Annotated in this window: 17 protein-coding genes; 10 read left to right on the top strand and 7 right to left on the bottom strand. The window is 55.9% G+C overall.

The window, feature by feature from the left end; genetic code table 11:
- Positions 1-21 precede the first annotated feature (21 nt).
- From ACQY5R_RS08235 to ACQY5R_RS08250, 4 genes are all read left to right on the top strand, one after another.
- Positions 22-2,565, top strand: a complete 2,544-nt coding sequence (locus ACQY5R_RS08235; RefSeq protein ID WP_428606835.1) for a sensor histidine kinase — start codon at positions 22-24, stop codon at positions 2,563-2,565.
- The gene (locus ACQY5R_RS08240; protein ID WP_428606837.1) at positions 2,562-3,029 is read left to right on the top strand and encodes a response regulator; all 468 of its coding nucleotides are present in this window, start codon (positions 2,562-2,564) and stop codon (positions 3,027-3,029) included. Before ACQY5R_RS08235 ends, ACQY5R_RS08240 begins: the two co-directional genes overlap by 4 nt.
- Positions 3,022-5,481 carry an EAL domain-containing protein gene (locus ACQY5R_RS08245; RefSeq protein ID WP_428606839.1) on the top strand — a complete coding sequence of 820 codons (2,460 nt, stop codon included), beginning with the start codon at positions 3,022-3,024 and terminating at the stop codon, positions 5,479-5,481. Before ACQY5R_RS08240 ends, ACQY5R_RS08245 begins: the two co-directional genes overlap by 8 nt.
- A gap of 130 nt (positions 5,482-5,611) precedes the next feature.
- Entirely contained in the window at positions 5,612-6,628 is a 1,017-nt protein-coding gene (locus ACQY5R_RS08250; protein WP_428606841.1) for a zinc transporter ZntB, read from the top strand.
- A gap of 50 nt (positions 6,629-6,678) precedes the next feature.
- Here the strand turns inward: ACQY5R_RS08250 and ACQY5R_RS08255 are convergent, their stop codons facing one another.
- From ACQY5R_RS08255 to ACQY5R_RS08275, 5 genes are all read right to left on the bottom strand, one after another.
- Complete coding sequence (locus tag ACQY5R_RS08255; protein WP_428606844.1) at positions 6,679-8,796, bottom strand: putative bifunctional diguanylate cyclase/phosphodiesterase; 2,118 nt, start codon at positions 8,794-8,796, stop codon at positions 6,679-6,681.
- Complete coding sequence (locus tag ACQY5R_RS08260) at positions 8,796-9,551, bottom strand: substrate-binding periplasmic protein (RefSeq protein ID WP_428606847.1); 756 nt, start codon at positions 9,549-9,551, stop codon at positions 8,796-8,798. Before ACQY5R_RS08260 ends, ACQY5R_RS08255 begins: the two co-directional genes overlap by 1 nt.
- 218 nt (positions 9,552-9,769) lie before the next feature.
- Positions 9,770-12,529, bottom strand: coding sequence for an XrtA/PEP-CTERM system TPR-repeat protein PrsT (prsT, locus tag ACQY5R_RS08265; protein ID WP_428606850.1), 2,760 nt, complete (start codon positions 12,527-12,529; stop codon positions 9,770-9,772).
- A gap of 164 nt (positions 12,530-12,693) precedes the next feature.
- Positions 12,694-14,205 (bottom strand): DUF4080 domain-containing protein, encoded by a 1,512-nt coding sequence (locus tag ACQY5R_RS08270; RefSeq protein WP_428606852.1) that lies wholly within the window; start codon positions 14,203-14,205, stop codon positions 12,694-12,696.
- Between the two features lie 8 nt (positions 14,206-14,213).
- Positions 14,214-14,936, bottom strand: coding sequence for an SDR family NAD(P)-dependent oxidoreductase (locus ACQY5R_RS08275; protein WP_428606854.1), 723 nt, complete (start codon positions 14,934-14,936; stop codon positions 14,214-14,216).
- A 102-nt stretch (positions 14,937-15,038) separates the two neighbouring features.
- On the opposite strand from ACQY5R_RS08275, the gene nosD reads away from it, so the two are divergent.
- A complete protein-coding gene (gene nosD, locus ACQY5R_RS08280; RefSeq protein ID WP_428606857.1) occupies positions 15,039-16,343 on the top strand; it encodes a nitrous oxide reductase family maturation protein NosD in 1,305 nt (434 codons plus the stop codon).
- Positions 16,344-16,536: 193 nt separating this feature from the next.
- Here nosD and ACQY5R_RS08285 read toward each other — a convergent pair whose 3' ends face one another.
- Together ACQY5R_RS08285 and ACQY5R_RS08290 are read right to left on the bottom strand one after the other, a co-directional pair.
- A complete protein-coding gene (locus ACQY5R_RS08285) occupies positions 16,537-17,853 on the bottom strand; it encodes a protein kinase domain-containing protein (RefSeq protein ID WP_428606860.1) in 1,317 nt (438 codons plus the stop codon).
- A gap of 28 nt (positions 17,854-17,881) precedes the next feature.
- On the bottom strand, positions 17,882-18,790 hold the full coding sequence (locus ACQY5R_RS08290; RefSeq protein ID WP_428606862.1) for a hypothetical protein: 909 nt from the start codon (positions 18,788-18,790) through the stop codon (positions 17,882-17,884).
- Between the two features lie 120 nt (positions 18,791-18,910).
- Between ACQY5R_RS08290 and ACQY5R_RS08295 the strand changes: the two genes are divergently transcribed.
- From ACQY5R_RS08295 to ACQY5R_RS08315, 5 genes are all read left to right on the top strand, one after another.
- Positions 18,911-20,188 carry an acetyl-CoA hydrolase/transferase family protein gene (locus ACQY5R_RS08295; RefSeq protein WP_428606865.1) on the top strand — a complete coding sequence of 426 codons (1,278 nt, stop codon included), beginning with the start codon at positions 18,911-18,913 and terminating at the stop codon, positions 20,186-20,188.
- A 305-nt stretch (positions 20,189-20,493) separates the two neighbouring features.
- Positions 20,494-21,627, top strand: coding sequence for a hydrogenase small subunit (locus ACQY5R_RS08300; RefSeq protein ID WP_428606868.1), 1,134 nt, complete (start codon positions 20,494-20,496; stop codon positions 21,625-21,627).
- Between the two features lie 9 nt (positions 21,628-21,636).
- On the top strand, positions 21,637-22,608 hold the full coding sequence (hybA, locus tag ACQY5R_RS08305; protein WP_428606870.1) for a hydrogenase 2 operon protein HybA: 972 nt from the start codon (positions 21,637-21,639) through the stop codon (positions 22,606-22,608).
- A gap of 32 nt (positions 22,609-22,640) precedes the next feature.
- Positions 22,641-23,780 carry a Ni/Fe-hydrogenase cytochrome b subunit gene (gene hybB, locus ACQY5R_RS08310; RefSeq protein ID WP_428606872.1) on the top strand — a complete coding sequence of 380 codons (1,140 nt, stop codon included), beginning with the start codon at positions 22,641-22,643 and terminating at the stop codon, positions 23,778-23,780.
- 36 nt (positions 23,781-23,816) lie between these two features.
- Complete coding sequence (locus ACQY5R_RS08315) at positions 23,817-25,517, top strand: nickel-dependent hydrogenase large subunit (protein ID WP_428606874.1); 1,701 nt, start codon at positions 23,817-23,819, stop codon at positions 25,515-25,517.
- Positions 25,518-25,677: the final 160 nt, after the last annotated feature.

Here is a 25,677-nt window from a genome sequence, read left to right on the forward strand (position 1 = left end):
CCTCAGGGATTGGGATCGGTCATGCCGGACAGGCGGTTTGTCTATAAGTTTTTCACCCTACTGCTGCCGTTGATAGGGCTCTTGGTGACGATCCTGTGGTTGCTGTTCCGATCCGATATAAATGTGCAGAAAATGGTGATGAGCGCCGATGAGCGTCACACTGTTCAACTGGCCTATCAGATCATTGCCGCCGAACTCGATATGTTGCGTGGAGACACGCGTTATCTTGCGGAGCAATCGTCTCTGCACCGTTGGGTGGATTCAGATGACCCGATCGCTTTGGCCCGTCTGAGTGAGGATTTGCTTGCCTTTACCCGGCACCGTGGACTCTACGATCAGGTCAGGTTTTTGGACAACTTGGGACGTGAGGTGGTGCGCATCAATTGGAATAATGGGCAACCCAGGCAGGTACCCGCCAAGGCCCTGCAAGATAAGTCTTCCCGTTACTACGTTTCCGAAACTTTGTCTCTGGATGAGGGGGAGGTCTATGTATCTCCGTTTGACCTGAATGTGGAAAACGGACGCCTCCAGCAACCGATAAAACCAATGATTCGATTAGGTTCACCGGTGTTTGATCAGGAACGCCGAATACGCGGGCTTGTGATGGTTAATTATCTGGGCCAACGGCTGTTACAGCGACTGCGTGATATTCAGGGGCAGAGTCCTGCCGGCGTGTGGTTGCTCAACCGTGATGGCTACTGGCTGTTGGGACCCAGTCCGGAGCTGGAATGGCGTTTTATGTACGCTGAAAGGTCGGACAGTTTCGCTCGAACCTATCCGCAAGTCTGGAAAAGGCTGCAGACGGGGGCGGCGCAATCACAATTCCTGCATGACGGTGCATTGGTCACCTATCACCGACTTGACCCGGCATCTTCCCCGCTGGGGGGCAACGCCGAGCCCTGGTTTCTGGTCACGTATGTGCCGGAGTCGGTATTCGTTACCAATATGGCTGAACGTAGCCGCCATTTGACCATTACGTTCATATTATTGGCCTTGCTGTTGGCGATCATCAGCGGGGTGGTGGCACAGAAGGATCGTTTGCGGCGTATTAGCGAGATGCGTATCCGTAGCAGCGAAACACGTTTCCGGCGGCTATTGGATTCGGCTCCGGATGCCATTGTCATTGTCAACAAAGAGGGCTGCATCGAACTGGTTAATACACAAGTCGAGAATTGGTTTGGCTACCACCGTGATGAACTTGTCGGGCAACCGGTGGAGCGGTTGGTGCCGGAGCGTTTCCGGGAGCATCACGTCTCTTTCCGGAATGGTTATGCGGCGCAACCGGTTCCACGACCAATGGGAGTTGAAACTGAGCTGTATGCGCTGCGTAAGGATGGCACCGAGTTCCCGGTCGAGATCAGTCTGAGCCCATTGAGTATCGATCGGCAGATGCTGATAACCGGCATCATCCGGGATATTACCGCGCGCAAGCAGATCGAGTCGGCGCAGCGATTGATTGAGACGCGCTATCAGGAGTTGGTCAATAACTTGCCGATAGGCGTTTATCGGAATGTGGTCGGTGAAACGGGACACTTGATTGAAGTGAATCGGACGATGCTGGATATCTTTGAAGCGGAGTCGGTCGCGGAGTTGATGGAATATGCGATCAGTGACTTCTTTAGTGACCATCATGATCAACAGGCATTCAGTAAGATGTTGCAGCAGAAAAAATCGGTGCATGCACGGGAGTACCACTTAAAGACGTTACGTGGCAACAGTTTCCACGCCGCGATAACGGCTGTGATGAAACAGGATGCATCCGGTCAAAGTTATATCGATGGGATTGTCGAAGATGTTACGGAACGACTGGAGAATGAGATGCAGATTCGTGAGCTGAATGACCGTCTGAGTGCCCGCTCTTTGGCGCTTGAAACCACCAACCGGGAACTCGAGGCATTCTCTTACTCAGTGTCACATGACCTGCGCGCGCCGCTACGGGCAATCGACGGTTTCAGCCGCACCCTGCTGAATGACTATGCCGGGGCTCTGGATGAGCGAGGCAAGGACCGTCTTGAGCGGGTGCGTGCCGCCGCCCAGCGCATGGCAAGATTGATCGATGACTTGTTGAAGCTATCGCGGGTCAGCCGTGCCGAAATCAAGCACGAATTGGTGGATATATCGCAAATCGCCCATGAGGTGATCGCCGAGTTGGTGGAAAGAGATCCGGAACGGCAGGTGCAGGTGGTCATTCAGCCGGAAATGTATGCGCAGGGTGATGCACGGCTATTACGTGTATTGATGGACAATCTTTTGGGCAATGCCTGGAAGTTCACCAGCCAGAGTGATCGTGCAGAAATCGTTGTCGGCAGTGAACCTGGGAGTGAGTCGGGTTGCGTCTACTCCGTACGGGACAACGGAGCCGGGTTTGATATGGCTTACGCTGGAAAGTTATTTGGTGCATTCCAGCGTCTGCATGATACCCGTGAATTTCCCGGTACAGGGATCGGTCTGGCTACCGCGCAGCGTGTGATTACTAAACACGGCGGAAAGATTTGGGCCGAAGGCACGGTGGGAGAGGGTGCCACGTTCTATTTTACATTGGACCAAACAGGGAGGAGTCAATGAGTGAAAAGACTATCTTGCTGGTGGAAGATAACCCCGATGATGAACTGCTAACCATCGAGGCATTGTCGGCCAATCGGGTAAAAAACCCCGTTGTGGTGGCGCGTAACGGTGTAGAGGCATTGGACTATCTGTTTGCCAGGGGAAACTTTTCAGACCGAAATATAAATGACCTGCCGGCCGTGGTTCTGCTGGATCTGAAGCTGCCGAAAATAGATGGACTTGAAGTGTTGAACAAGATACGTGCAGATGGGCGCACACGCTTGTTGCCGGTGGTTATCCTGACCTCTTCCAATGAAGAGGAGGATCGGCTTAAGGGCTATAGCCTGGGCGCCAACAGTTATGTGCGCAAACCCGTGGACTTTGACGAATTTGTCAAGGTGGCTGGCCAGCTTGGACTCTATTGGCTGCTGTTGAATCAACCGCCACCGGACTGCGCGGGAGACAAAGAGATTACCCATGAGTAAATTGCTTGCCAGTCCGGATCCGTTACATATTCTTCTCATCGAGGATGATGAGAACGATGCCTTGTTGTTTATTGATCATCTTAAGTTTGGCGGTCTGGTTTTTGATTGGCAGCTTGTTGACAGCGAGCCCGGATTGCTGGCGGCGCTGGAGAAACCTTGGGACATGATTTTTTCCGATTACTCCATGCCGGGTTTTGGGGGTTCTCGGGCGCTGGAACTGGTACGTGCCCGTGATCCGGATATCCCCTTCATTTTTGTTTCCGGAACCATCGGCGAAACCGCTGCAGCGGAAGCAATTAGATCCGGTGCGCAGGATTATATTATCAAGGGTGATTATACGCGCCTGTTGCCGATCGTCGATCGCGAACTGCGTGATACCCGGTTGCGGCGGGAGCGGCGTGAAGCTGATCAGACCCTACGCAAGCTCTCCCTGGCGGTCAAACAGGCTGCCGACAGTATCTTTATTACCGACCCAGCGGGTCGAATTGAATATGTGAACCCGGCATTTGAGAAATTAACCGGTTATAACGCGGAGGAGATCAAAGGCCAAACACCGGCGCTGCTGCGTTCCGGCTACCATGATGACAACTTTTATGAAAAGTTATGGGGCTGTATCAGTCGCGGCGAAAGCTATTACAACACCTTGGTCAACCGGCGCAAAAATGGGGAACTGTTTTACGAGGAGAAAGTGATCACGCCTTTAAAGAATAATGTAGGGGATGTGACGCACTATGTCTCTACCGGCCGGGATATTACCGCACGTATACAAGCCGAAGCGGAACGAAAACGACTTGCCTCAATACTTGAGGCGACACCAGACCTGGTTGCCATTCACGAACCCGATGGTCGCTTACGTTATCTTAACAGCGCCGGTCGTCACCTGTTGGATCTGAAGAGCGATGATGTCCTGGAAGGACGCTGCCTGAAGGATATATTTCCGGAAGATACGGCAGAGAAGCTGTTGGTCGATGTTATTCCCTATGTACGTGAACACAGATATTGGAAAGGTGAGACAGTACTTACTGTTGTTGAAAATAGATCTCTGCCGGTATCGTTGGTGGTTATCGCCCACCAGGATGAAAAGGGTGAGTTGGAAGACCTGTCGATCATCGCGCGGGATATATCTGAGCGGCACCGCTATGAAAAGGAGTTGCGGCACCGTGCAACCCATGATGCATTGACCAATTTGCCGAATCGCTTTTTCCTGATCGATTACTTCCAATCGGCACTGGAGCGTGCGCGCCGCAATAACCGCTGTATTGCCTTGCTGTTTCTCGATCTGGATAACTTTAAAAGAATAAACGATAACCTGGGCCATGCCTCCGGTGATCGGTTGCTGCAGCAGGTGGCGTCACGGTTGACACAATGTCTGCGACCCAGCGATACAATAGTCCGTCATGGTGGCGATGAATTTACCATCATGGCGGATGATTTGGCATATGTAGACAATGCACTGATCGTTTTACGAAAGCTGCATGACGCCTTTGAACAACCAATTAAGCTGGGCCATCATGAAGTTTACGTGACATTCAGCACCGGTATCGCCCTCTATCCTAATGATGGGGATAGCGTAGAAGATCTGTTGCGCCATGCCGACACCGCCATGTATCAAGCCAAGGCATCCGGTTCCAATCAGTACTGTTTCTATACGCCGGAAATGAATGCCCGCGGGCATGAGTATCTCGAGATGGAGGCTGATCTTCGTCATGCTCTGGATCAGCAGGCGTTTCACTTATATTGCCAACCGCAGATTAATCTGCAAGACGGGCAGATGGTGGGCGCTGAAGTGCTACTCCGGTGGCAACACCCTTCCCATGGACTGATATCCCCGGCCGAGTTTATTCCGTTGCTGGAAAGTTCCGGTTTAATCATACCTGTCGGTGAATGGGTGTTGCGGGAGGCCTGCCGTATACACCGCAGTTGGTGTGAGGCCGGGTTCGACAAATTGCGTATTTCGGTCAATGTCTCTGCTGCCCAGTTTAGTGACGGGAACCTGATGAAAAAGATCGGTCAGATCCTTCATGAGGAGGCGATGCCGGGTAACTGCCTGGAGTTGGAGATTACCGAAAACGTCGTTATGCGTGATCCGGTTAACGCAGCGGCAACACTTGATGCGCTGCATGCAATGGGTGTGCGTACCGCGATTGATGACTTTGGCACCGGTTACTCGTCGCTGGCGTATCTCAAACAGTTCCCATTGAATGTGCTGAAGATAGATCAGACATTTGTCGGCGATTTGGGTCGGGACCGCAGCGATGAAGCGATTGTGGAAGCGAGTATTTCGTTGGCGCAGAAATTGGGTCTGGAAACGGTCGCAGAAGGGGTGGAGACGCGAGAGCAATTGGCGTTTCTGCAAACGCGTGGCTGCAATATGGTTCAGGGATATTTTCTAAGTCGGCCTTTATCCTGCGATGTATTTGCCGAATTACTGCCCAAGCGTTGGCAATGGTAAATTCGATCGCCAAGGTGGTGAGGTAGGGCTTCAGTTTGGCCATAGACAGCAGTTCGTTCCAGGGAATAAGGGGATGTGTTAATCTGCATCAGCCAGTGCGAAGAAGGTTTTCTAATAAAGAGGCTGTCATATGCAGAGGGAAAGTGGCGGATTGTTTGAGCTGGGCGCTGTTGGAGAACTGGATGGTTTGACCGATGCCTGGTTGCTGAATGGCCGGGGTGGCGGGGAGCAGTTGAGCGGACGACAGGTCGCCGTTCTTGAACTAACCGATGAGCAGTGGCTTTGGTTACATCTTGACTACTCCAAGACTTCGGTGCAGGAGTGGATGTATCGATACAGTGGTCTGAACGAGTTGACCGTAGAGGCCTTGCTGCAGGCTGAGACCCGTCCGCGCTGTGTGGAGACCGGGAGTGGCCTGTTGATCTTTCTGCGCGGCGTCAATCTAAACCCGGGAGCCGATCCGGAGGATATGGTCAGTTTGCGCATCTGGATCGAAGAGCGACGCATCTTTACCCTGGGTTTACGTCGCCTGTTGTCGCTGGACGATCTGCGTGAGTTGATCGCGCGGGGCAGCGGCCCTGAAGGACCGGGGGATTTCCTGGTCATGCTGGTGAACTTACTACTTGACCGGGTCGGGGCGGTGATCGACGATCTGTATGATCTGGTGGATCAACTCGAGGAGTCGGTGCTGATCGCCTCAGATCATCAACAACGGGAACGGTTGGCCGGCATACGCCGGCAGGCGATCACCCTGCGCCGTTTCCTGGCACCGCAACGGGAAGCGCTGAACCGATTGTCGGCGGAACGGGTAGCGCTGTTTTCCGATGAACATCACCTCTATCTACGTGAGGCAGCCGATCGTCTGACCCGGTTTGTGGAAGATCTGGATGCGGCGCGGGAACGAGCCGGCGTGGTGCATGAGTCGCTGGTCAGCAGCCTGACCGAACAGACCAACAACCGCATGTATATTCTCTCTGTTATCGCCGCTATCTTTCTACCCCTCTCCTTTGTGACCGGCCTGCTCGGCATCAATGTGGGCGGCATACCCGGTGCCGAGAATCCCCTTGGTTTTTCGCTGGTGGTGGTGGGCATGCTGCTGGTGGGAGTAGGCCTGTTGGCGTTTTTCCGTTGGCGACGCTGGTTCTAATGCCCGCTCGCCGGCGATTCTCTAGGTTGAGTTGAGATACGGGAATTCGATCAGGAGCCGGTATGTAGCCGGGAGCGACCCTGTGCGGCGGCGTTGGAGCGGTGTGACAAAATGTAGCGCAGGGCATCATCCGGCGGCAATGGCCGTGCAAAATGGAAACCCTGTACCAGATCACAACCCAGTTGGGTAAGGTAGTCGAGCTGGGCGTTACTCTCCACGCCCTCGGCAACAATCTCCAGTGCCAGGCTTCGCGCCAGCTCGATACTGGCGGCGCAGATAGCCGCGTCGTTCGGGTCGGTCTCTATGTCTTTGACAAAGGTGCGGTCGAGTTTCAGTCGATCGATCGGGAAGCGTTTCAAATACGCCAGCGAAGAGTAGCCGGTACCAAAGTCATCAATGGCGAGACTGATACCTTGCTCCTTCAGCGCGTTGAGACATTCGATGGTAGCTTGTGCATCACTCATCGCAACCGATTCAGTGATTTCTAGTTCGAGCAAATGGGGTGGCAGCCCACTCTCGTCTAGTGCCGTTCGCGTCTGCAGAACGATCAGGTCATACTGCATCTGTCGGGCGGAAATATTGACGGCAACTCGGACATCCTCTACTCCTGCCTGGCGCCAGGCATGAATGGTATGGCACGCCTCCGCCAGTACCCATTCGCCGATGCGGTTGATCAAGCCGGTCTCTTCGGCTACCGGGATGAAACGGTCCGGCGGGATCATCGCCTCCCCTTCGGGCTGCCAGCGCAGCAGTGCTTCAACCGCAACCACTTCACCTGTGGCGGTCAGAATTTGCGGTTGGTAGTGCAAAAATAGTTCATTCTTCTCTAACGCACGCCTAAGGGCCGCCTCCAGTTTCAGTCGTTCGCTGGCTAACCGGTTCATCTCCATATCGAAAAAACGGTAACCGTTGCGTCCCGTCTCCTTGGCGGCATACATGGCGATATCGGCATTTTGCAACAGGGTCTCGACGTTCTCGCCATCGCCGGGGTAGTAGCAGATGCCGATAGAGGCGGAGGTATCCAGCCGATAGTCGCCGGCGTGTAGCGGGGTCTGTATCTGTTTGAGCAATTTGTGGATGATCTGGACTACCTGCGTTGGGGTGCCGGCATCACCCAGCAGAATGACAAACTCATCTCCGCCGAGCCGGGCCACCGTATCCGAGTGGCGCACTTCATCCTGTAGTCGCTGACTGATTCCGCACAGCAGTTGGTCGCCGACGCTGTGTCCCAGTGAGTCGTTGATGGATTTGAAATTGTCCAGATCGATCATGCAGAGCGCCAGACGAGTCTGGTGACGCTGGCAACTGTTCATCGCCTGTTCCAGACGAACTTCCAATGCATAGCGGTTCGCCAGACCGGTTAATTGATCATGGGTCGCCATATGGTTGAGTTGATCATGGGCCTTTACCAGTTGTGCTACCGCGGTGGTAACATCAGCGATCTCGGCAGAGTGCGGGGCGGGCATGGCGTCCAGTACGCTGGGATTGTGCACACCGGCCCGCAGCGCATCGGAGATAGTCAGCAGGGGCCGCAGCAGATGTCGCTTCATCACCCAGAACAGGGCAATACAGGAGATGATTGAAAGCAGGCCACCGAGCAGACCCGCTATTAGAATGGAGTGGCCGCTTTGCGCAATGTTCTTAGCCAGGGAGGTGGTGTTGCTTACGGTGGAGGCAGCTGTGTTGCCGGATAGTGTTTCAAGACGTTGTCGGTATTCCCGCCACAGTTGGCGGGCTTCATCGGTCTTGCTGGCGTCCGTGTTGGTGCTTAGTCGAAGTCGTCGTATCCGGTCCGCCATTTGGTAGGTTTCCTGCAACAAGGGCGGGCGCTGTCCATTCAATTGCATGGACGGGTGGGAGACCAATGCCTGCATGGCAAGGGTAATGGATTGCCATTGTTTCGGATCTTCAACAAAAATCAGTTGGTCCCCCAATGCCATCAGTCGTTCCAGGTTGCCGACAAACCGGACGGATCGCATCAGTTCGGGAGCCATCTCCTGATCGGTTTTTTCCGCCAGTTGAATGACGCTGAGCGACAAGCTGGCCAGCAAGGCTGCGCACACCGCCAAGGCTGCAATCAGCAGGAGTGTCAACCAAGCAGTGAGTCGACGCAATGATGTCCGTGGTTTATCACCCGGCAAGGATGGTTTGTTTCTACTATCCGGCATTAGCGGATGCTGAATGGGAAGTAGCGCTGGGTGATGCGCTCGTGGGTGCCGTCCGCAATCATCTGTGACAGCGCCTCATTAACCTGTTTCAGTAGCTGGGGACGATCCGGTCGCACGATGATGTGGACATTGCCCCCCAGGCCATTGCTGTCGATAGAAGGACCGTAAAAGGTGAATCGGCTGCCGGGTTCCGATTGCAGGAAAGTGAGAATCTGTAAAGTTGGCAGCAAGGCGATACGGCAGGCGCCATTGACGACCTTTTCCTCAAGTTCTTTAGTGGATGTTGTGGTTATCAAACGTTGCGAATCGACGTGATGCACCTGCTGTAGATAGGCTTGCTGTCGCGTGCCCTTGATAACACAGATGGGTTGATTGGCCAGGGTCAGATCCATGTCGTTTGGCGACAGGGATAGGGGGGCGACAAAACTGGAGGTGGAGCGCCAATAGGGTATGGAAAAGGCGACGCGGGCTGCCCGCTCTGGCGTCTTCAGGTGATTGGCGACGCCGATATCGGCGCCGCCGGATTCGATTTCCGGCAGCACTGCTGGAAATCGGCGCACCTGCAGGAGGCATTCGCGTTGCAGCCGGCGGCAAATTTCATTCACGATATCTACATTGAAGCCATGCAGGTCCCCCTGGCTGTTGGGGGCGGCAAATCGCTCAACGGTACCGGTAATAGAGACGGTCAGCGGTTCCGCATACAGCGTGGCAGACCAAATGCAGAAGAGTCCGAGGCTAAATAGTATCCGCCGCACGACGGCCTCCAGTAAATTGCGTATTGAGCGCCGCTCCCTGCGCGACCAAGAGCTTAAAGCAGGTTTATAGTGTGGATTATGGCCTAACTGGTGACCGTTGACTACTGCACAAACACAATGGTGCGGATGGGTCCGACGTGGTGCGATAGGGGGAAAGTTTTTCGCAATCAATCCCCACCCCCTGATTCGGGACGATCAGGGGGTGGGGCTGACAGGCCCTAATGTATCGATTTCAGCAGTTCGCGGGCGGTTTGCGCCATCTTGCTGTTTTCATCCAATGCGATAGCTCGTTGCAGTTGGGATTTGGCCGCCCTGCTGTCGCCCTGCTTGTTTAGTGCATAACCCAGGTGATAGATGATTTCCTGATGTTTCGGATTCAGTTCCGCGGCCTGTTTGAGTATGTTCAAGCCCTCCTGGATATCGCCTGTCTGGACCAGGATCCAGCCGTAGGTGTCGACAATTTCGGAACGGGTGGGAGCCAGCTCGTAAGCGCGTTTACCCAGGTCCACCGCCCGTTTGTCACCCCGGGTGGAGTAGAGCCAGGCAAGGTTGTTCAGCGTTACCAGATTTTTGCTGTCTGCCTGCAGTACTTTTTCATAGGTTTGAATGGCGGCGTCATGCTCTCCCTGGGCCAGTTGCATACCCGCCAGGTTGATCCGGGCTATTTGCGTGTCCGAGGGTTTTTCGGCCCACTCTTTCAACAGGTCCAGGCCGCGCTGGGTCTGACCGGCACGCACATACTGTTGTGCCAGTGGGATAGCCAAGCGCTCGCTGGGTTGTAGGGTATAGGCCTTGTTATACAGATCGATGGAAGGCTTGACCTTGCCCTGTACAGCCAGGACCGTGCCCTCAAACTCGAAACCGGTGGGATTGTCCGGCAGTGCCTGCTGAATTGATTTGGCGTGATTCAGGGCAAGCTCATGATGGCCGGCCTTCAATTCCAGACTGAACAAGCCGATAAGTGCCGGCACGTATCCCGGTTTCTCCTCCAGCGCTTGCTGGTAGCTCTCCCGGGCGGCATCCGGCTGTTCGGCCGCCTGTTGTGCATTGCCCAGTAATTGCAGGGTCTCGGCGTTTTTTTGCTGCTCGGTCAGTTTTCTGAAAGTGGTGACGGCATTGATAGCGTCGCCCGCTGCCAGCTGTGCTTTTCCGTGAATAAGCAGGACGGCGGGATGGCCCGGAAAATCGGCGGCGAGTTGACTGGTGGTGCGCAGCGCCTTGAGCGGTTGCTTTTCCGCTAGATAAGCCTGGGCCGCTATCAGGCCGGGACGAGTGGTTTTCGGTTCGCCATTTTGCGCTTGTTCCAGCAGTTCGTGCATCCGTTCGGCGTCACCGTCTCGCCGGGCCAACTCAGCCAGTCCGATTAGCAGGTTGGCGTTCTTGGGTGATTTCTTTAAGGCGCTTTCGTAATGGGAACGAGCTTGATTGACATCATTCCTCTGCAGCGCCATGCGGGCCAGGTTGGCTTCGGCAGTAGTGAAGTTCGGGTCGATCTCAAGCGCCTTCTCAAAACGTTGTTCTGCCTGCTCCATTTTTCCCGACATCATGTAGGCCAGACCGGATAGATTGTAGCCGATCGGGTTGTCCGGCATTCTCTTCTCCATCGCCTGGCTTGCTTCCAGTGCTTTGTCATAGTCCTTTTTGTTCAGGTGGGAGAGTACGAGCAGGATATCCGCTTGGACGAAATCCTTGTCGATGTCGATGGTGTTCTCCAGTTGCTCGATCGCCTCGCTATTTTTTCCCTGGGCCAGCAGACCCAGCGCCAGTTGCGTCCGGTAGGCGGCGAGATTGGGTGAGATTTCGATCGCCCGGCTCATCAGATCGGACCCTTCCTGGAACCGTTTGACCTGCATATAGGCGGTACCCAACATGGCCATCAGTTGTGGGTCGCTCGGGTATTGCCGATAGGCCGGTTCCAGCAGTTTGACCACGGCGTCAAACTGTTTCAGCTTATGTTGTACCGATGCCAGCATCTTGATGGCCGGCAGCAGTCCTGGCCGCGCCTTGAGGACCTGGCTGAGATATTCATGGGCGGCTTCCAGATTGCCTTTATAGAAGTTAACGGCGCCCAGCAGGGTTTGGGTCTGCAGATTGTTGGGGTCTGCATTCAGCGCTTTCTGCAATAGGGTTTCCGCCTTATCCAGATCCTTCTCCAACAACGCGATTGCACCACTGAGGTGGAGCAGTTTGGGGTGCCCCGGTGCCAGCGTCTGCAGTTTCTCCACATCCTTTTTTGCCAGCTCGAGCTTGCCACCGGCCAGGTTGATTTGCGCCCGTCCCAGCAGCCCCTGTACGTTATCCGGCTGAAGTTCCAGCGCACGGTTGTAATCGGCGAGGGCCAATTCGGTACCCCCGGTCTGCATATTCAGCTCACCTCTCAGTACCAGTGCGGTGGTATTGTCCGGGTAAGTCGTCAGCAGGGTGTCCAGTTTGTTGAGCGCTTCCGGACGATTATTTTCCGCTACGTCGACCATCACCAGGCCGATCATCGATTTTTGGGATTCGGGTTGGAGTTGTTTGGCTTCGTTGTAGGCGCTACGCGCTTCCAGGTATTGGCGCAGACCGAGGTGTGCGTCACCCCGCAGCAGCCAGATGGTTACCCGGTTCTCGACATCGCTACGGGGATCTTCCTGTATGTTGTCGAGGATCTCCTGGAATTTACCCTGCATCAGGTAAGCCTGGGCCAGATCCAACTCCCAGTAACTCTTTGCGGCATTGAGCTTTTTGGCCCGCTCGAACTCCTTTTCTGCCGACGGGCCGTCTCCCGCCTGGAGATAGATCTTGCCCAGCATCAGGCGTGCTTCAATGCTGGAGGGATTTTCCTGTAGGGCGTTTTTCAGCTGGATGACCGCCGCCTTGGCTTCACCTTTCTTCAGGTAGGCCTCGGCTTCTTTAATATATTGCCCGGTCTCCGTCGCGCTCAGCAATGAAGTGGATAGCAGGAGCGTACAGGCGGTCAGGTTACGAAGTACTTTCATGGTTCGACATTCCTTTTTGTCTGCACGTATCGCTATTCTGATTATACGATTCAGATGATACGCGCACGTTGTGATGAGTTGTCCCTGTCGCAGGGTTGAGGGCTTGAACTGAAATTATCATACCCCGGAAAGGGGGTCCAACGTAGCGGGGCAGATTGTCGACCTCATCGATGCCTGGCTTGGCGCGTGCTTAACCGAACGGTGCGGTCGGCGGTGTCGGCGTCGGAGGGGCTGACGGGCTGCGAAAAAGTGGGACGCCCCTTGATGCCGGAGCGGGAAAAGTCCGACTCCAGTGTCTGTCTGGCCGCCGCCGGATCGATTTCCAACGATTCGACCGAACCGGTATATAGCAGTTCGAACAGCCGCTTCAGGGCGATGCGGTGGACTTGCCCGGTATTGGCGAACAGCCAGTCACTGAGTTGCATGAATCGTTTAAAGGGTTGTTCGCCCAATAGTAGCGGCAGTGTCTGTGGGAACCGACCGGAGTTGGCGATCATCTCCCAGTAGCGGGCAAACCGGTTCAGCCGCTGCATGGTGGGAAAGTCGATCCGGTCGGTACAGAGTATGTTATAGGGGGCGGCCGGGTTGTAGCGCATGCGGAATGGTTCGCTGTGGCGAATAATGGGTGAACCCTTGAGCCGTTTCAGGATACCGACCTGGATTTCATGGGGGGCGAGTGCCACGAGACGGTCGAAACTGTCGGCGAAACTGTGCATGTCTTCTCCGGGCAGGCCGATAATCAGGTCGGCATGCAGATGAGCCTGGGTTTCGGTTCTTAGCCAGTGCAGATTGGCCCGGCTCTTGTCGTTGTCCTGCTTGCGGCTGATGATTTTCTGTACTTCTGGGTTGAAGCTCTGGATGCCGATCTCCAGCTGCAATGAGCCGGTGGGGAAGCGCTTCAGGACGGCTCGCAGGCGTTCCGGCAGGTGATCCGGGATCACTTCAAAATGGAGGAACAGCTGTTCATCCAGACGTGTGAGGAAGAATTTCAGCAGCGCTACGCTCTGTTCCGGGTTCAGATTGAAGGTGCGGTCGACAAACTTGAAATGCCGGACACCCCGTTGATAGAGTTGCTCCAGGGCTTGCATGAAGCGCTCGCGCGGGAAAGGGCGGGCGCTTTTATCCAGGGCCGAGAGGCAGAATTCACATTTGAAAGGACAGCCGCGTGACGCTTCGACATAGATCAGTCGATGGGCGATATCCTGGTCGGAGTAGTGGGCGTAGGGCAGTTGCAGGGCATCCAGTGGCGGTGGCGGTGCCTCGATCACCTTCTGAATCGGCCGTTCTCCCTGCAACAGTTGCCGGCAGAGTTGGGCGAAAGCGAGATCGCCCTGTCCAGTGATCAGGTAGTCTGACTGCTCCACCAGTGGCTGCCCCTGCCACTCATGACTCACTTCCGGTCCGCCCAATATGATTAGTGTTTGCGGACTGATCTGTTTGAGCAGCGTCACCAATTGCTGAGTGCGCTCCACATTCCAGATGTAAACACCGAGGCCGATAATGCGCGGCTGCTCTGCCAGCAGTTGTTCGGCGACGTCGATCGGCCAGGGCTCGATGGTGAATTCGCGGATAGCCGCCCGCGGTTGCAGCTCATCCAGATTGGCGTACAGATAGCGCAGCCCCAGGGAAGCGTGTATGTGCTTCGCGTTCAGCGTGCTGAGGATGATCTCCGGCATCGCCCTGCTCAGTGTCTATCCAGGGTGCGGATATCCGCGAAACTGCCACTGGGCAACTGTTTCAGGCCCGGGATCGCTTCCGCGATCCGTTGTCCCGCCTCCCCCGGTTTGGGCATGTCGGCGGTATCGCGGGCGGCGCGCAGCTTGGCAACCGACGGGAAGCGTGTCTCATCCACCTGTGCCGGGTCACACAGCACGTCCTGCATCGCCGTATCCACCAGTCCCGGTGCCAGCGCCGTCAGGTGGGTGTGGGGGAATTCATGGGCGTAAAGTTGGGTGAGCATATTCAGGGTTGCCTTGGAGAGGGCATAGGCGCCCCACCCCCGGCTGCCGTTGATCGATGCACCGGAGGAGATGAGCACGATCTGGTCAATGCGGATCCCCGATCCCAACAGCCAGTCCAGCAGCACCTTGTTGGACCAGACGTTGGCATCCATCACTGGTTGGATATCCTGCAGGGGGGTGTCAGCCAGATCCTGCATTTTGCCGAGGACGCCGGCGTTGAGAATCACCAGATCCAGATGGCTGATGCCCATTAGCAGATTTTCCATCGCCAGCGGTACCGCCTCGTAATCGGTCAAGTCGCAACGGATATCCTTCAACTTGCCGCCCAGGTCGGTGCAACCGCGACGGCTCACACCATATACTTCCCAGCCCTTCTCCAGATAAGCCTCGGTCAATCCGCGCCCCAATCCACTGCTGTTTCCGGTGATCAAAACTGTTCTGCTCATACTGCTTAACCCATATCAATTAATGTTTTAACATCGCCTGCTAAGCTGCGCCGCTCCGGGACCGCTCTCGAAATACTCGGGCCGTTCCGCGACGCAGGGAGAATGACTCCACCGTTCCAGCCAGTGAGGTTACCTTTGCTAAGCCGCTTTGCCCAGTACCTGTTGCTCTGCTGCCTCCTGTTGCCACTCGCTGTGGCGGCGGACACGCCGCTGCAACCGCTGATCGATGCGGCCCAACCCGGCAGTACCTTACAGCTCGCCCCCGGCCGCTATAGCGGTCCGGTGCGGATCGATAAGCCGTTGACCCTGGACGGCGGCAACGAAGCGGTTATCGACGGCGGCGGTGAGGGTACGGTGGTCACCATCGATACGGACGGGGCCCGGCTGAGCCATCTCCGGATCACCGGATCGGGTGATCGGCATAATGAACTGGATGCCGGGATCCGGGTGTCTGGCAAGTTCAATGTCATCAAGGACAATGTACTGGACGATGTGCTGTTCGGTATTGCCCTGCATCAATCCGAATATGGCATCGTGCGGCGTAACCGGATTCGCTCCAAAGTCAAGGAAGTCGCCCAACGCGGTGATGCCATTCGCATCTGGTACAGCCATGGCAACAAGGTGATGCAGAATCGGGTGGAGGATGCCCGGGACCTGATTGTACTCGATTCCCATGACAACAACCTGACCGACAATTGGGTGACGGGCGGACGCTACTCCTTGCATGTGGTCAACTCCCGAGGTACCCGGATTAGTGGTAACCGTTTTGTCGGTAATGAAGCGGGCATCTTTGGCTTGAAGGCCAATGGTTTGGTGATCAGCAACAATCTGGTAGCGGAGATCCGGGATGTCACCGGTGTTGGCATCGGTCTGAAGGAGAGCTCCAGCGCCGTGATCGAGGGCAACCGGATTTTCAATGTCACGATCGGTATCGCACTGGATCTGTCGCCGGAAGATGAAGAGTTGCCCAATCGGGTGGAGAATAATCTGATTGCCTATAACACGGTGGGTATCCGTTTTTTGAGTGACCGGGGCGGCAACCACCTTAATGCCAACCGTTTTCACGACAACTATATTCCGGTGGCGGTACGCAACGGTGGTGGGGCAATGAAGAATCGCTGGCGCGGTAATTTCTGGAGCGGTTATGCCGGCTTTGATCAAAACGATGACGGTACCGGCGATACCCCTTACGAACTCTATGCCTACGCCGATCAGCTCTGGCTGGATTATCCCAGCACCCAGTTCTTTGTCGCCAGTCCCACCTTCAGTCTCCTGGATTTCCTGGAGCGCTTGGCACCCTTCACTGAACCGAGATTAATGGTACGGGATCTGACGCCACGGTTGCGGGAGTATGATGTGGAAAACGTGGTGCGGGAGGGCGGGGCATCGGTCTGTTCCCTCTGCTGAATGATGTTGCCGAGCCGGTGTGGTTTATGCGTTCCCACGCGGAGCGTGGGAACGAGAAATCCAATCATCCGGCCAACCGTCGGGCAGGGCCCCGTGCCTGCCCAGGTTCGGTGCGATCCCCAAGGGCAACCACGGGGTTGCCCCTACGAAACCGGATCAATCCCACGGCAATTGGGAATGCACGGCGCCCGGCCTAGAGCGCCGAGGCCATCATGGATGTCTTTTCCAGCCGGTCGGCCAGGGTGCGCATCAGTACCTTGTTGAACTTGGTCTGCAGCTGACTCGAAGCCTGCTGAAGTGCCTCGGTACGGATCTTGATCACAGTGACCGGAGAGTTACTCACCACGCTGGCACTGCGCGGTTTTTTCATGCCGTGGATATAGGCCATCTCACCGAAGCACTGGCCGGCCTCAATCACCCCGAGGAAGGCGTCGTTCTTCATAATGCGGGCGTCGCCGGAAGCGAGGATGAAGATGGAACCGCCGATCTTGCCCTCATCGATCAGGGTCTTGGCCTCACGGAAGCGGCGCCACTTGCTGATCCGCAACACTTCCCATAGCTCCACGTCGGTAAAGTCGTGGAAGAACGGCAGCGTCTTCAGGATATTGAATTTACGGGTATCCGAAACATCGACATTGGAGGCGTGTTCCAGTTGCTCATGCTCGGCTGCCAGATCACAGGCCAGATCGGCCCAGCTGTCATAGCGGTCCGCCGCCTCTTTGCGGATGCAGCGCTCGACGATGCGGACGATTCCTTTGGGTATGTCGCGCCGCACATCCCGTAGTGGGATCGGCGGGCTATGGGAGATCTTCTGGATCAGGTCGTACTGGTTTTCCGCGGTGAAGGGTAACTTACCGCTCAGCAATTGATACATCACCACACCCAGGGAGTAGATGTCCGCCTGCTGGCTCAGCTCGTGTCCCATGATCTGTTCCGGCGACATATAACTGGGTGTGCCGACCGCATCCACCACCTGTGTGAGATCGGAATCGGCCAACAGGGCCGTACCGAAGTCGGTGACCTTGATTTCGGTTCCGCCGGTGGTGAGCAGATTGGCCGGCTTGATGTCACGGTGAATCAAGCCATTGACGAAGGCGTATTCAAAGGCGTTGCAGCACTTGAAGATAATCTCCACCACGTCATGGATCGGCAGCAGGTTTTCCGCTTTGGTATAACGCCGCAGGGTATAGCCGTTGACGTATTCCATGACGATATAGTGCATGTCCCGCTCGGTGCCGGCATCGAATACGGTGACGATATAGGGGTGGCGCAGCTTGCCGGCCAGGCTGGCTTCGTTGATGAACATCTTCTTGAAGCGGGCGCCGTTCACCGGCTCGTTAAAAATATTCTGATGGGCAATCTTGATCGCCACTTCATTGTCGGAGAACGGGTCCTGGGCTAGATAAACCGAGGCTGTCGCACCCCTGCCGAGCAGTTTGCGGATCTGGAATTTACCTATCGTTGTACGGGTCAGATCGTCTATGACCGGTCTCTCCGGTAGCTTGATCAAAAGTTTTGAAACAGGACAACGATTGGCTTTATGGCTTGGCCGACCAATTCATATCGAAAAACTGGCACTGTTCCAGAAACTCACTGGTGCTCTTGGGCATGGGTACCCTGGCCCCTGAAAGATAGGTGATAAGTTGGGTTCCTGCGGTGATCAGCTTCACGCCTTGATCAATATGTTGCTGTTTTTCCGGTGTTGAAGGTATCGGCAGGTTGATAAAGAACTGTTCCACCATCTCCCGTGCGGCCACAAACTCGGGCCAGACGGTAAACAGCGCCTTATCCTGTTTGATCAGCTCGATCTGTTGTTTGGCGGCCCGGCAGTAGTTACGGATGTAGGGGACGGCGGCGCCAAAGACTCCGTCATCGATGAAGCTGTTCACCATGTGTGTGGTGATGCGGTCGATATCTTTCATCGATTGGGCGATCTTGCGATAGCGTGATTCGAACAGATGGTCCAGTGGTTGGGAAAACGCCTTGAAGGGCTCACCCCAGAGTTCGTCGATACCCTCGTGTCCGCTGTAATGCTTGACCAGTTTGCCGAGTTCCAGCGCCTCTTTGAAATAATCGCCGCAGCGGACCATCAGCTCATTATCCGGGCTGACCTTGACGCCCTTGGCTTCCAGGTCAACGATGGCATTGAAGATGTCGGAAGCACGATTGAACAGGGCGCCGGCCAGCATGGCTCCATTAACCCGCTTACGTGCCGGGTCATGCTCCTGCTCATAGGCTTCGCGCGCCTCTTCCAGCCTTTCACCCGGGGTGTTGATGCCGCTTTCTGTGTGATGGAAGGCGCGCCGGGTCAGATCGTCAATCAGCTTTTTACGATTCGCCAGGGTGTTTTCCGGGGTGGGGTAGTAGCGGATCCAGTAGCCGTCGTAAAAGACGCACTCTTTATCCGCGATGACACGGCGTGTGCCGTTTTCAGGGTTGTTGCTCATTTTCCAGTTCTGACTTAGCTCATCTAACCGACCGCCAATCTGAAGTAGAATGACTCACTCCACCGGCCACGCGGCCAAATTTTACGCCTAAAATCCGACACTGGGAATCAGGTAATCAATATGAAACAACATAAAGATGCGCATGAAGCGTTGTCAGTCGTGGATTCCGGGCAACGGATCTTTGTTCAGGGAGCCGCCTCGACCCCGTTGCGCTTGATCGAGGGGCTGGTTTCCCATGCCGGCCGACTTCGGGATGTAGAGGTGATGCATCTGCACACCTTTGGCGAGGCCCGCTATGCCGATCCGGACTTTGCGGCGAGTTTCCGGGTCGCCAATCTGTTCGTGGGTGGCAATATGCGTGGCTATTTCGATGGCGGTCGGGTCGATTATCTACCCTGTTTCCTCTCTGAGATACCGGCCCTGTTCCGCTCCGGCGAACGACCGATTGATGTGGCCCTGGTGCATCTCTCCCCCCCGGATAGACAGGGGTTTTGTACCCTGGGTTGCAGTGTCGATGTGGCCCTGGAAGCAATCCATGTGGCACGAATTGTGATCGCCCAAATCAATCCGCAAATGCCGCGGGTGCATGGGGATGGTTTTATCCATATCTCACGAATCGACCATTGCATCGAGGTGGATGACCCGATCCCGGAAGTGCCGCGCCCCCGATTAGGGGAGGTAGAGCGGGCAATCGGCGAGCATGCGGCGGCGCTGATTGAGGATGGTGCCACCCTGCAGATGGGGATCGGCGCCATTCCGGATGCGGTGCTGGCGGCGTTGCGGGGGCATCGCCATCTGGGGGTGCATACCGAGATGTGGTCGGATGGCCTGCTTGATCTGATCGAAAACGGCGCGGTAGATAATTCGTGCAAAAAGACCCACCGCGGTAAGACGGTTTCGGGCTTTATCATGGGTTCCCGGCGGGTCTATGACTTTATTGACGATAATCCGTCGGTCATCCAGGCGCGGATCGATTGGGTGAATTCGCCTCACGAGATTGCCAAGAATCCGCGCGTTACCGCCATCAATTCCGCCGTCGAAGTGGATTTGACCGGTCAAGTCTGCGCCGACTCGATCGGCCACCGCATTATTTCGGGTGTTGGGGGGCAGATGGACTTTATCCGTGGCGCCTCGCTGTCGGAAGGTGGCAAACCGATCATCGCCCTACCAAGCCGGGCTCGCCATGGCGCCTCGCGTATCGTGCCAACGCTCAAGCCGGGTGGCGGCGTGGTCACCACCCGTTCCCATGTCCACTACATCGTTACCGAGTACGGTGTCGCCAACCTGTATGGTCGGACCCTGAATGAGCGGGCCGAGGCGCTGATAGCCATCGCCCATCCGGATGATCGTGAATCGCTGTCACGTCAGTGGCACGCCATTCGTGCTCTGAGTGGCTGAGGAAATATTATGGTATCTCTATTTCCAGGGCAAAAGAGTGGGAAATGGTCATGTCTGATTTTTGCTCTAAATATGACAACAAAGTTACCGCTTTATAGTTTTTACTGAAATTTCTCCTTCCGATACTGGCATCTGACATATGTCAGATGTCCTGCCAAGCCCATGAATCGTTGATCAAAATCCACTCTACCTTTTCCTTGGCATGGAAATTGTACTTACCCCTGGAATGGCGGCACCGAGACTGCCAGATGCACAGACATACCAGATAACTAACCTTCCAGGACCGACAATTGAGGTAGGGGTTAATGAACGACGAGCGCAATTTCGAGCAACTCGAGAAGAGACTGGGCGTATCGCGACGGGACTTTATGAAGTTCTGTACCGGCGTAGCTGCGACCATGGGACTGACCACCAGCGATGCGATGGCGATGGCCAAGGCGGTTGCCAGTCCAAAGGCGAGGCCGCCGGTAATATGGCTTCATGGTCAGGAATGCACAGGGTGTACCGAATCCCTGCTACGTTCCGAGCACCCCACCATTGAGACGCTGATCCTTGATCTGATCTCATTGGACTACCATGAGACCTTGGCCGCTGCGGCCGGACATCAGGTGGAAGCGGCCAAGCAGGCATCCATGAAAGCCAACAAGGGCAAGTACCTGTTGGTGATTGAGGGGGCGACACCGGTCAAGGATGGCGGCATCTACTGCAAGATCGGTGGCAAGACTATGTTGGAACATGTAAAGGAAGCGGCTGAAGGTGCGGCGGCGATCGTATCCATCGGCTCCTGCGCTTCCTGGGGTGGTATCCCCTCCAGTGGCATCAATCCCACTGAAGCGAAGGGTGCCCCGGATATCCTACCGGACAAGACGGTGGTAACTATTCCCGGTTGCCCGCCCAACCCCTATAACTTCCTCTCCACCGTGCTGCACTTCGTCACCTTCGGCAAACTGCCGGGGCTGGATCACCTGAACCGACCCAAGTTTGCTTATGGCCGGTTGATCCACGAGAACTGCGAGCGCCGTCCCCACTTCGACGCCGGGCGTTTCGCATTGGAGTTTGGCGACGAGGGTCATCAGAAGGGCTACTGCCTCTACAAACTGGGTTGTAAAGGTCCCGAGACCTACGCCAACTGCCCCGCCGTTGAATTCGGTGATGTGGGCGGTGGTGCCTGGCCGGTCGGAGTGGGCCATCCCTGCTTCGGGTGTACCGAGCAAGGCGTGGGATTCACCAAAGGTATTCATCAGCTGGCGAATGTGAAGACCCATGCGCCACCCAATGCCTTCCCTTATGTCAACGACCGTCCGGGAACCAACAGTGCCACGCCGGGTGCTGCCGCACTGGTAGGTGGTGTGATTGGTGCCGCAGTCGGCGCCACAGCCATGGCTGCCAAAAAGCTGGGAAATAGCGATAAGGCGGGTGACGGCGACAGTCAGGGTTAAGGGGGCGTTATGAAACGTAGAGATTTTCTTAAAGCCGCAGCCGGCGGAGCCGCCGCACTTTGCAGTGCCGGTAGCGCCGAGGCCAGGCCCAACAAGGAGCCATTGGAGAATGCCATCGGTATCCTCTATGACGCCACCTTGTGTGTCGGTTGCAAGGCGTGTGTCCGGGCCTGCAAAGAGATCAACGGTCTGCCGCCTGTGGCCATGGGTGAGGATGTGCAGTACGACGCCTCGCGCGGGGTGTCCGGCTCAACCTACAACGTGATCAAGGTATACAAGAACGGTAACTCCGAGCAGAAAGATCGAGAGATCGACGGTTTTTCATTTGCCAAGAAGAGTTGTATGCACTGCGTCGATCCGGCCTGTGTATCCGGTTGTCCGGTTTCCGCGCTGACCAAGAATCCAGTTTCCGGCATTGTGCAGTACAACCCGGATACCTGTATCGGTTGCCGTAACTGCATGGTGGGTTGCCCATTCAGCATCCCTCAATACGAATTCCACAACGCCAAAGGGCAGATCCAGAAGTGCTTCTTCTGCAATCAGGCCGGGGTGGAGCGTATCTCCCAGGGGCTGTTGCCGGGCTGTGCCGAGGTGTGTCCGACCGGCGCTACGCTGTTTGGTCCGCGTAAGGATCTGCTGGCCGAGGCGAAGCGACGCCTCGCCGCCAAGGCGGGTGACACCTACACCTATCCACGGGGCAACGTGAATGACGCGCTGCATACCCATGAGAAGACGGCGCCCACCTATCAGCAGCATATTTACGGTGAGCATGAGGTGGGGGGAACCCAGGTGATGCATATCGCGGGTGTGCCGTTGAAAAAACTGGGTATGCCGGAACTGCCTGACCGCTCCTACGCGTCGATCGCGGAAGGGGTTCAGCACACGCTCTATAAGGGCATGATCGCACCGGCGATCGCCTTGGCGGGGCTGGCCTATGTGGTCAAGCGCAACACCAGCAACTCGGACCAGGATGACGAATAGTCGTCCCTGGCCCTAACTAATTGAGGTGAACCATGAGTGAACATCAGCCGGTAGAAGGTAAGATCCTTACCCTGCCATTCATGTTCCTGGGCGTACTGGCCGCGATTGGGCTCTATTTCCTCGGTGTGCGTTTTGCCGATGGATTGGGTGCGGTCGCCAACATCAATTCGGGCTATCCCTGGGGTATCTGGGTAGTCTATGACGTGGTGGTCGGAACGGCCCTGGCCTGTGGCGGTTACGCCCTGGCCTTTGTGATCTATGTCTTTAACAAAGGTAAATACCACCCGCTGATTCGGCCGGCCATCCTGGCCAGTCTGTTCGGTTACGCGTTGGGTGGTTTTGGCGCCTTTTTCGATATGGGACGCTACTGGCAGTTTTATAACATTGCCATGCCTTCCAACTGGAACTTCAACTCGGTCATGCTCGAAGTGGGTCTCTGTGTGATCACCTACATCTTCGTGCTGTTTATCGAGTTTGCTCCGGTGGTACTGGAGCGAATCGGTGCCAAGAACGCCCTGCGCTGGTTGAACAAGGTGCTGTTCTTCTTCATTGCCCTGGGCGTGCTGTTACCGACCATGCATCAATCCTCACTGGGATCGTTGTTGATCATCATGGGGGCCAAGGTGCACCCGTTGTGGCAATCGTTGCAGTTGCAGCCCCTGATGGCACTGCTGACCGCACTCACTATGGGTTTCTCCATCGTGATCTTCGAAGCCTCTTTTGCGGCGGTCGGATTCAATCGTCGTCCCGAGACACCGCTGTTGGCGCATTTGAGTAACGCAATTATCGGCCTGATCTCAGTGTTCCTGGTGGTCCGATTCGCCGAGCTGATCGTCCGTGGCAAGCTCGGCTATATCTTCGCGGGCGATCTGGCCGGCAACATGTTCCTGTTGGAAACGGCACTGTTCATCTTCCCATTGGTGGTGATGTTGTCACGCGGGCGCCGCGACAATGCCCGGGTACTGCTGTTCGCTGCAGTCTCGTTGTTGTTTGCCGGTGGCCTGTACCGCTTCAATGCTTTCCTGATTACCTTCAATCCGGGTCCCGGGTACAGCTATTTCCCGTCGATCCCGGAGATTATGGTAACCATCGGCATCATCGCGATTGAAATCATGGCCTATCTGGTCTTCGTTAAGAAACTGCCCGTTCTGCATTCTGCTGAACATGCGTAAGGCAGAACAGACATTCCTTAAGTAGGAGAGAATATTGTGGCTACTCGTATAACTGTTGATCCCGTAACCCGCATTGAGGGGCACCTGCGTATTGATGTCGAGGTTGAGGATGGCAAGGTCAATAATGCCTGGTCTTCCGGCCAGATGTGGCGGGGTATTGAGAAGATCCTGGTCGGTCGTGATCCGCGTGATGCCTGGGTCTTTACCCAACGTATCTGCGGTGTCTGCACCACGGTACATGCACTGACTTCGGTACGCGCGGTGGAAAATGCGCTGAACCTGGAAGTCCCGCTGAATGCCCAGTTTGTGCGCAACATGATCGTGGCGGCCCAGGCCATTCATGATCATATCGTCCATTTCTATCACCTCTCCGCTCTCGATTGGGTGGACGTGGTTTCGGCGTTGGATGCCGATCCGAAGGCGACCGCCAAACTGGCGGAGAGCCTCTCCACTTGGGGCGGCAACGGCGTGCATGAAATGCAGGCGGTGAAGGATAAGTTGGCGGCCTTTGTCTCCAGCGGACAGCTGGGACCGTTCGCCAACGGTTACTGGGGACACCCGGCGATGAAGTTGCCGCCGGAAGTGAATCTGCTGGCTGTGGCGCACTATCTGCAAGCGCTGGAAGTGCAACGTTATGCCAACAAGATTGTCACCATTCTGGGCGGCAAGACCCCGCATATCCAGAACCTGGCGGTGGGCGGCATCTCCAACTCGATTAACCTGGACAGTCAGTCGACCCTGAACATGGAGCGCCTGCTGGCGATCAAGGGGTGGATCGACAAACTTTCCGATTTCGTCAACAACGTCTACATGGTGGACGTGCCGGCGGTGGGCGCCTTCTATCTGGATTGGGCCGGTTATGGCCAGGGCGTCACCGATTACCTGTCGGTGCCGGATATGCCGATCGACACGAAGGGGACGCAGTTTGCCCTGCCGGGCGGTTATATCACCGGTGGTGACTTGAGCACCTTCAAGCCGATTGCCAGCTACCAGGATGCCCTGTTCCGTGACGGTGTGAAGGAGAGCTCCAAGCACTCCTGGTATGAGGGTGATGCGGCGCTGCATCCGTGGGATGGCGAGACCAATCCCCAGTACACCGATTTCCAGGATGAGGGGCAGTACTCATGGATCAAGTCACCCACCTTCTACGGCAAGCCGGCGCAAGTGGGTCCCTTGGCCAACGTGCTGTGCATGGCGGCGGCCGGGCATGAGCCCACGGCGAAGCATCTGAAGACGGCGATGGGCACCCTCAACGCAGTGGCCGGTAAAGAGATTCCGCTAGCGGCGCTGCACTCTACCATCGGTCGGCATGCGGCCCGTGCGGTGCGTACCGCCGTAATGCTGGACAACATGAACGATCAGTGGAACAGGCTGGTGGAGAATATCGGCAAGGGTGATACCGACACCTTTAATCAGCCGGTATTCCCCAAAGGCGAGATCAAGGGTTTTGGTTTCCACGAAGCGCCGCGCGGCGTGTTGTCGCACTGGGTGGTGATCAACGATGGCAAGATCAAGAACTACCAGTGTGTGGTGCCCAGCACCTGGAATGCCGGTCCACGCAATGAGAGTGATGCTATGGGCCCCTACGAAGCTTCACTGATGGGCAACCCGGTGGCGGATCCGGAACAGCCATTGGAAGTGCTGCGTACCGTTCACTCGTTCGATCCCTGTATCGCCTGTGCCATCCACCTGGTGGATACCGAGCAGCAGGAGATTGTCAAAGTGAAGGCGCTTTGAGCATCTGAACAGCAATGGATGCCTCCTTCCCTCTCTCCCTTTCCGGGAGAGAGGGTTTTTTCCAGGATGGGAAAACAGTCGAGTAGGATGCGGTGAGTAAAACGAACCGCATCAAGTTGGGCACGAACGGTGCGGTTCGCAAGCTCACCCGCACCCTACA

The organism is Sedimenticola sp., assembly GCF_050289425.1.
In the GTDB taxonomy this organism is placed as follows: domain Bacteria; phylum Pseudomonadota; class Gammaproteobacteria; order Chromatiales; family Chromatiaceae; genus Sedimenticola.

Coding starts and splice junctions, on each gene's coding strand:
- ACQY5R_RS08235 (WP_428606835.1), top strand. CDS start 22: ATGCCGGACAGGCGGTTTGTCTATAAGTTTTTCACCCTACTGCTGCCG.
- ACQY5R_RS08240 (WP_428606837.1), top strand. CDS start 2,562: ATGAGTGAAAAGACTATCTTGCTGGTGGAAGATAACCCCGATGATGAA.
- ACQY5R_RS08245 (WP_428606839.1), top strand. CDS start 3,022: ATGAGTAAATTGCTTGCCAGTCCGGATCCGTTACATATTCTTCTCATC.
- ACQY5R_RS08250 (WP_428606841.1), top strand. CDS start 5,612: ATGCAGAGGGAAAGTGGCGGATTGTTTGAGCTGGGCGCTGTTGGAGAA.
- ACQY5R_RS08255 (WP_428606844.1), bottom strand. CDS start 8,796: ATGCCGGATAGTAGAAACAAACCATCCTTGCCGGGTGATAAACCACGG.
- prsT (WP_428606850.1), bottom strand. CDS start 12,529: ATGAAAGTACTTCGTAACCTGACCGCCTGTACGCTCCTGCTATCCACT.
- ACQY5R_RS08270 (WP_428606852.1), bottom strand. CDS start 14,205: ATGCCGGAGATCATCCTCAGCACGCTGAACGCGAAGCACATACACGCT.
- ACQY5R_RS08275 (WP_428606854.1), bottom strand. CDS start 14,936: ATGAGCAGAACAGTTTTGATCACCGGAAACAGCAGTGGATTGGGGCGC.
- nosD (WP_428606857.1), top strand. CDS start 15,039: ATGACTCCACCGTTCCAGCCAGTGAGGTTACCTTTGCTAAGCCGCTTT.
- ACQY5R_RS08290 (WP_428606862.1), bottom strand. CDS start 18,790: ATGAGCAACAACCCTGAAAACGGCACACGCCGTGTCATCGCGGATAAA.
- ACQY5R_RS08295 (WP_428606865.1), top strand. CDS start 18,911: ATGAAACAACATAAAGATGCGCATGAAGCGTTGTCAGTCGTGGATTCC.
- ACQY5R_RS08300 (WP_428606868.1), top strand. CDS start 20,494: ATGAACGACGAGCGCAATTTCGAGCAACTCGAGAAGAGACTGGGCGTA.
- hybA (WP_428606870.1), top strand. CDS start 21,637: ATGAAACGTAGAGATTTTCTTAAAGCCGCAGCCGGCGGAGCCGCCGCA.
- hybB (WP_428606872.1), top strand. CDS start 22,641: ATGAGTGAACATCAGCCGGTAGAAGGTAAGATCCTTACCCTGCCATTC.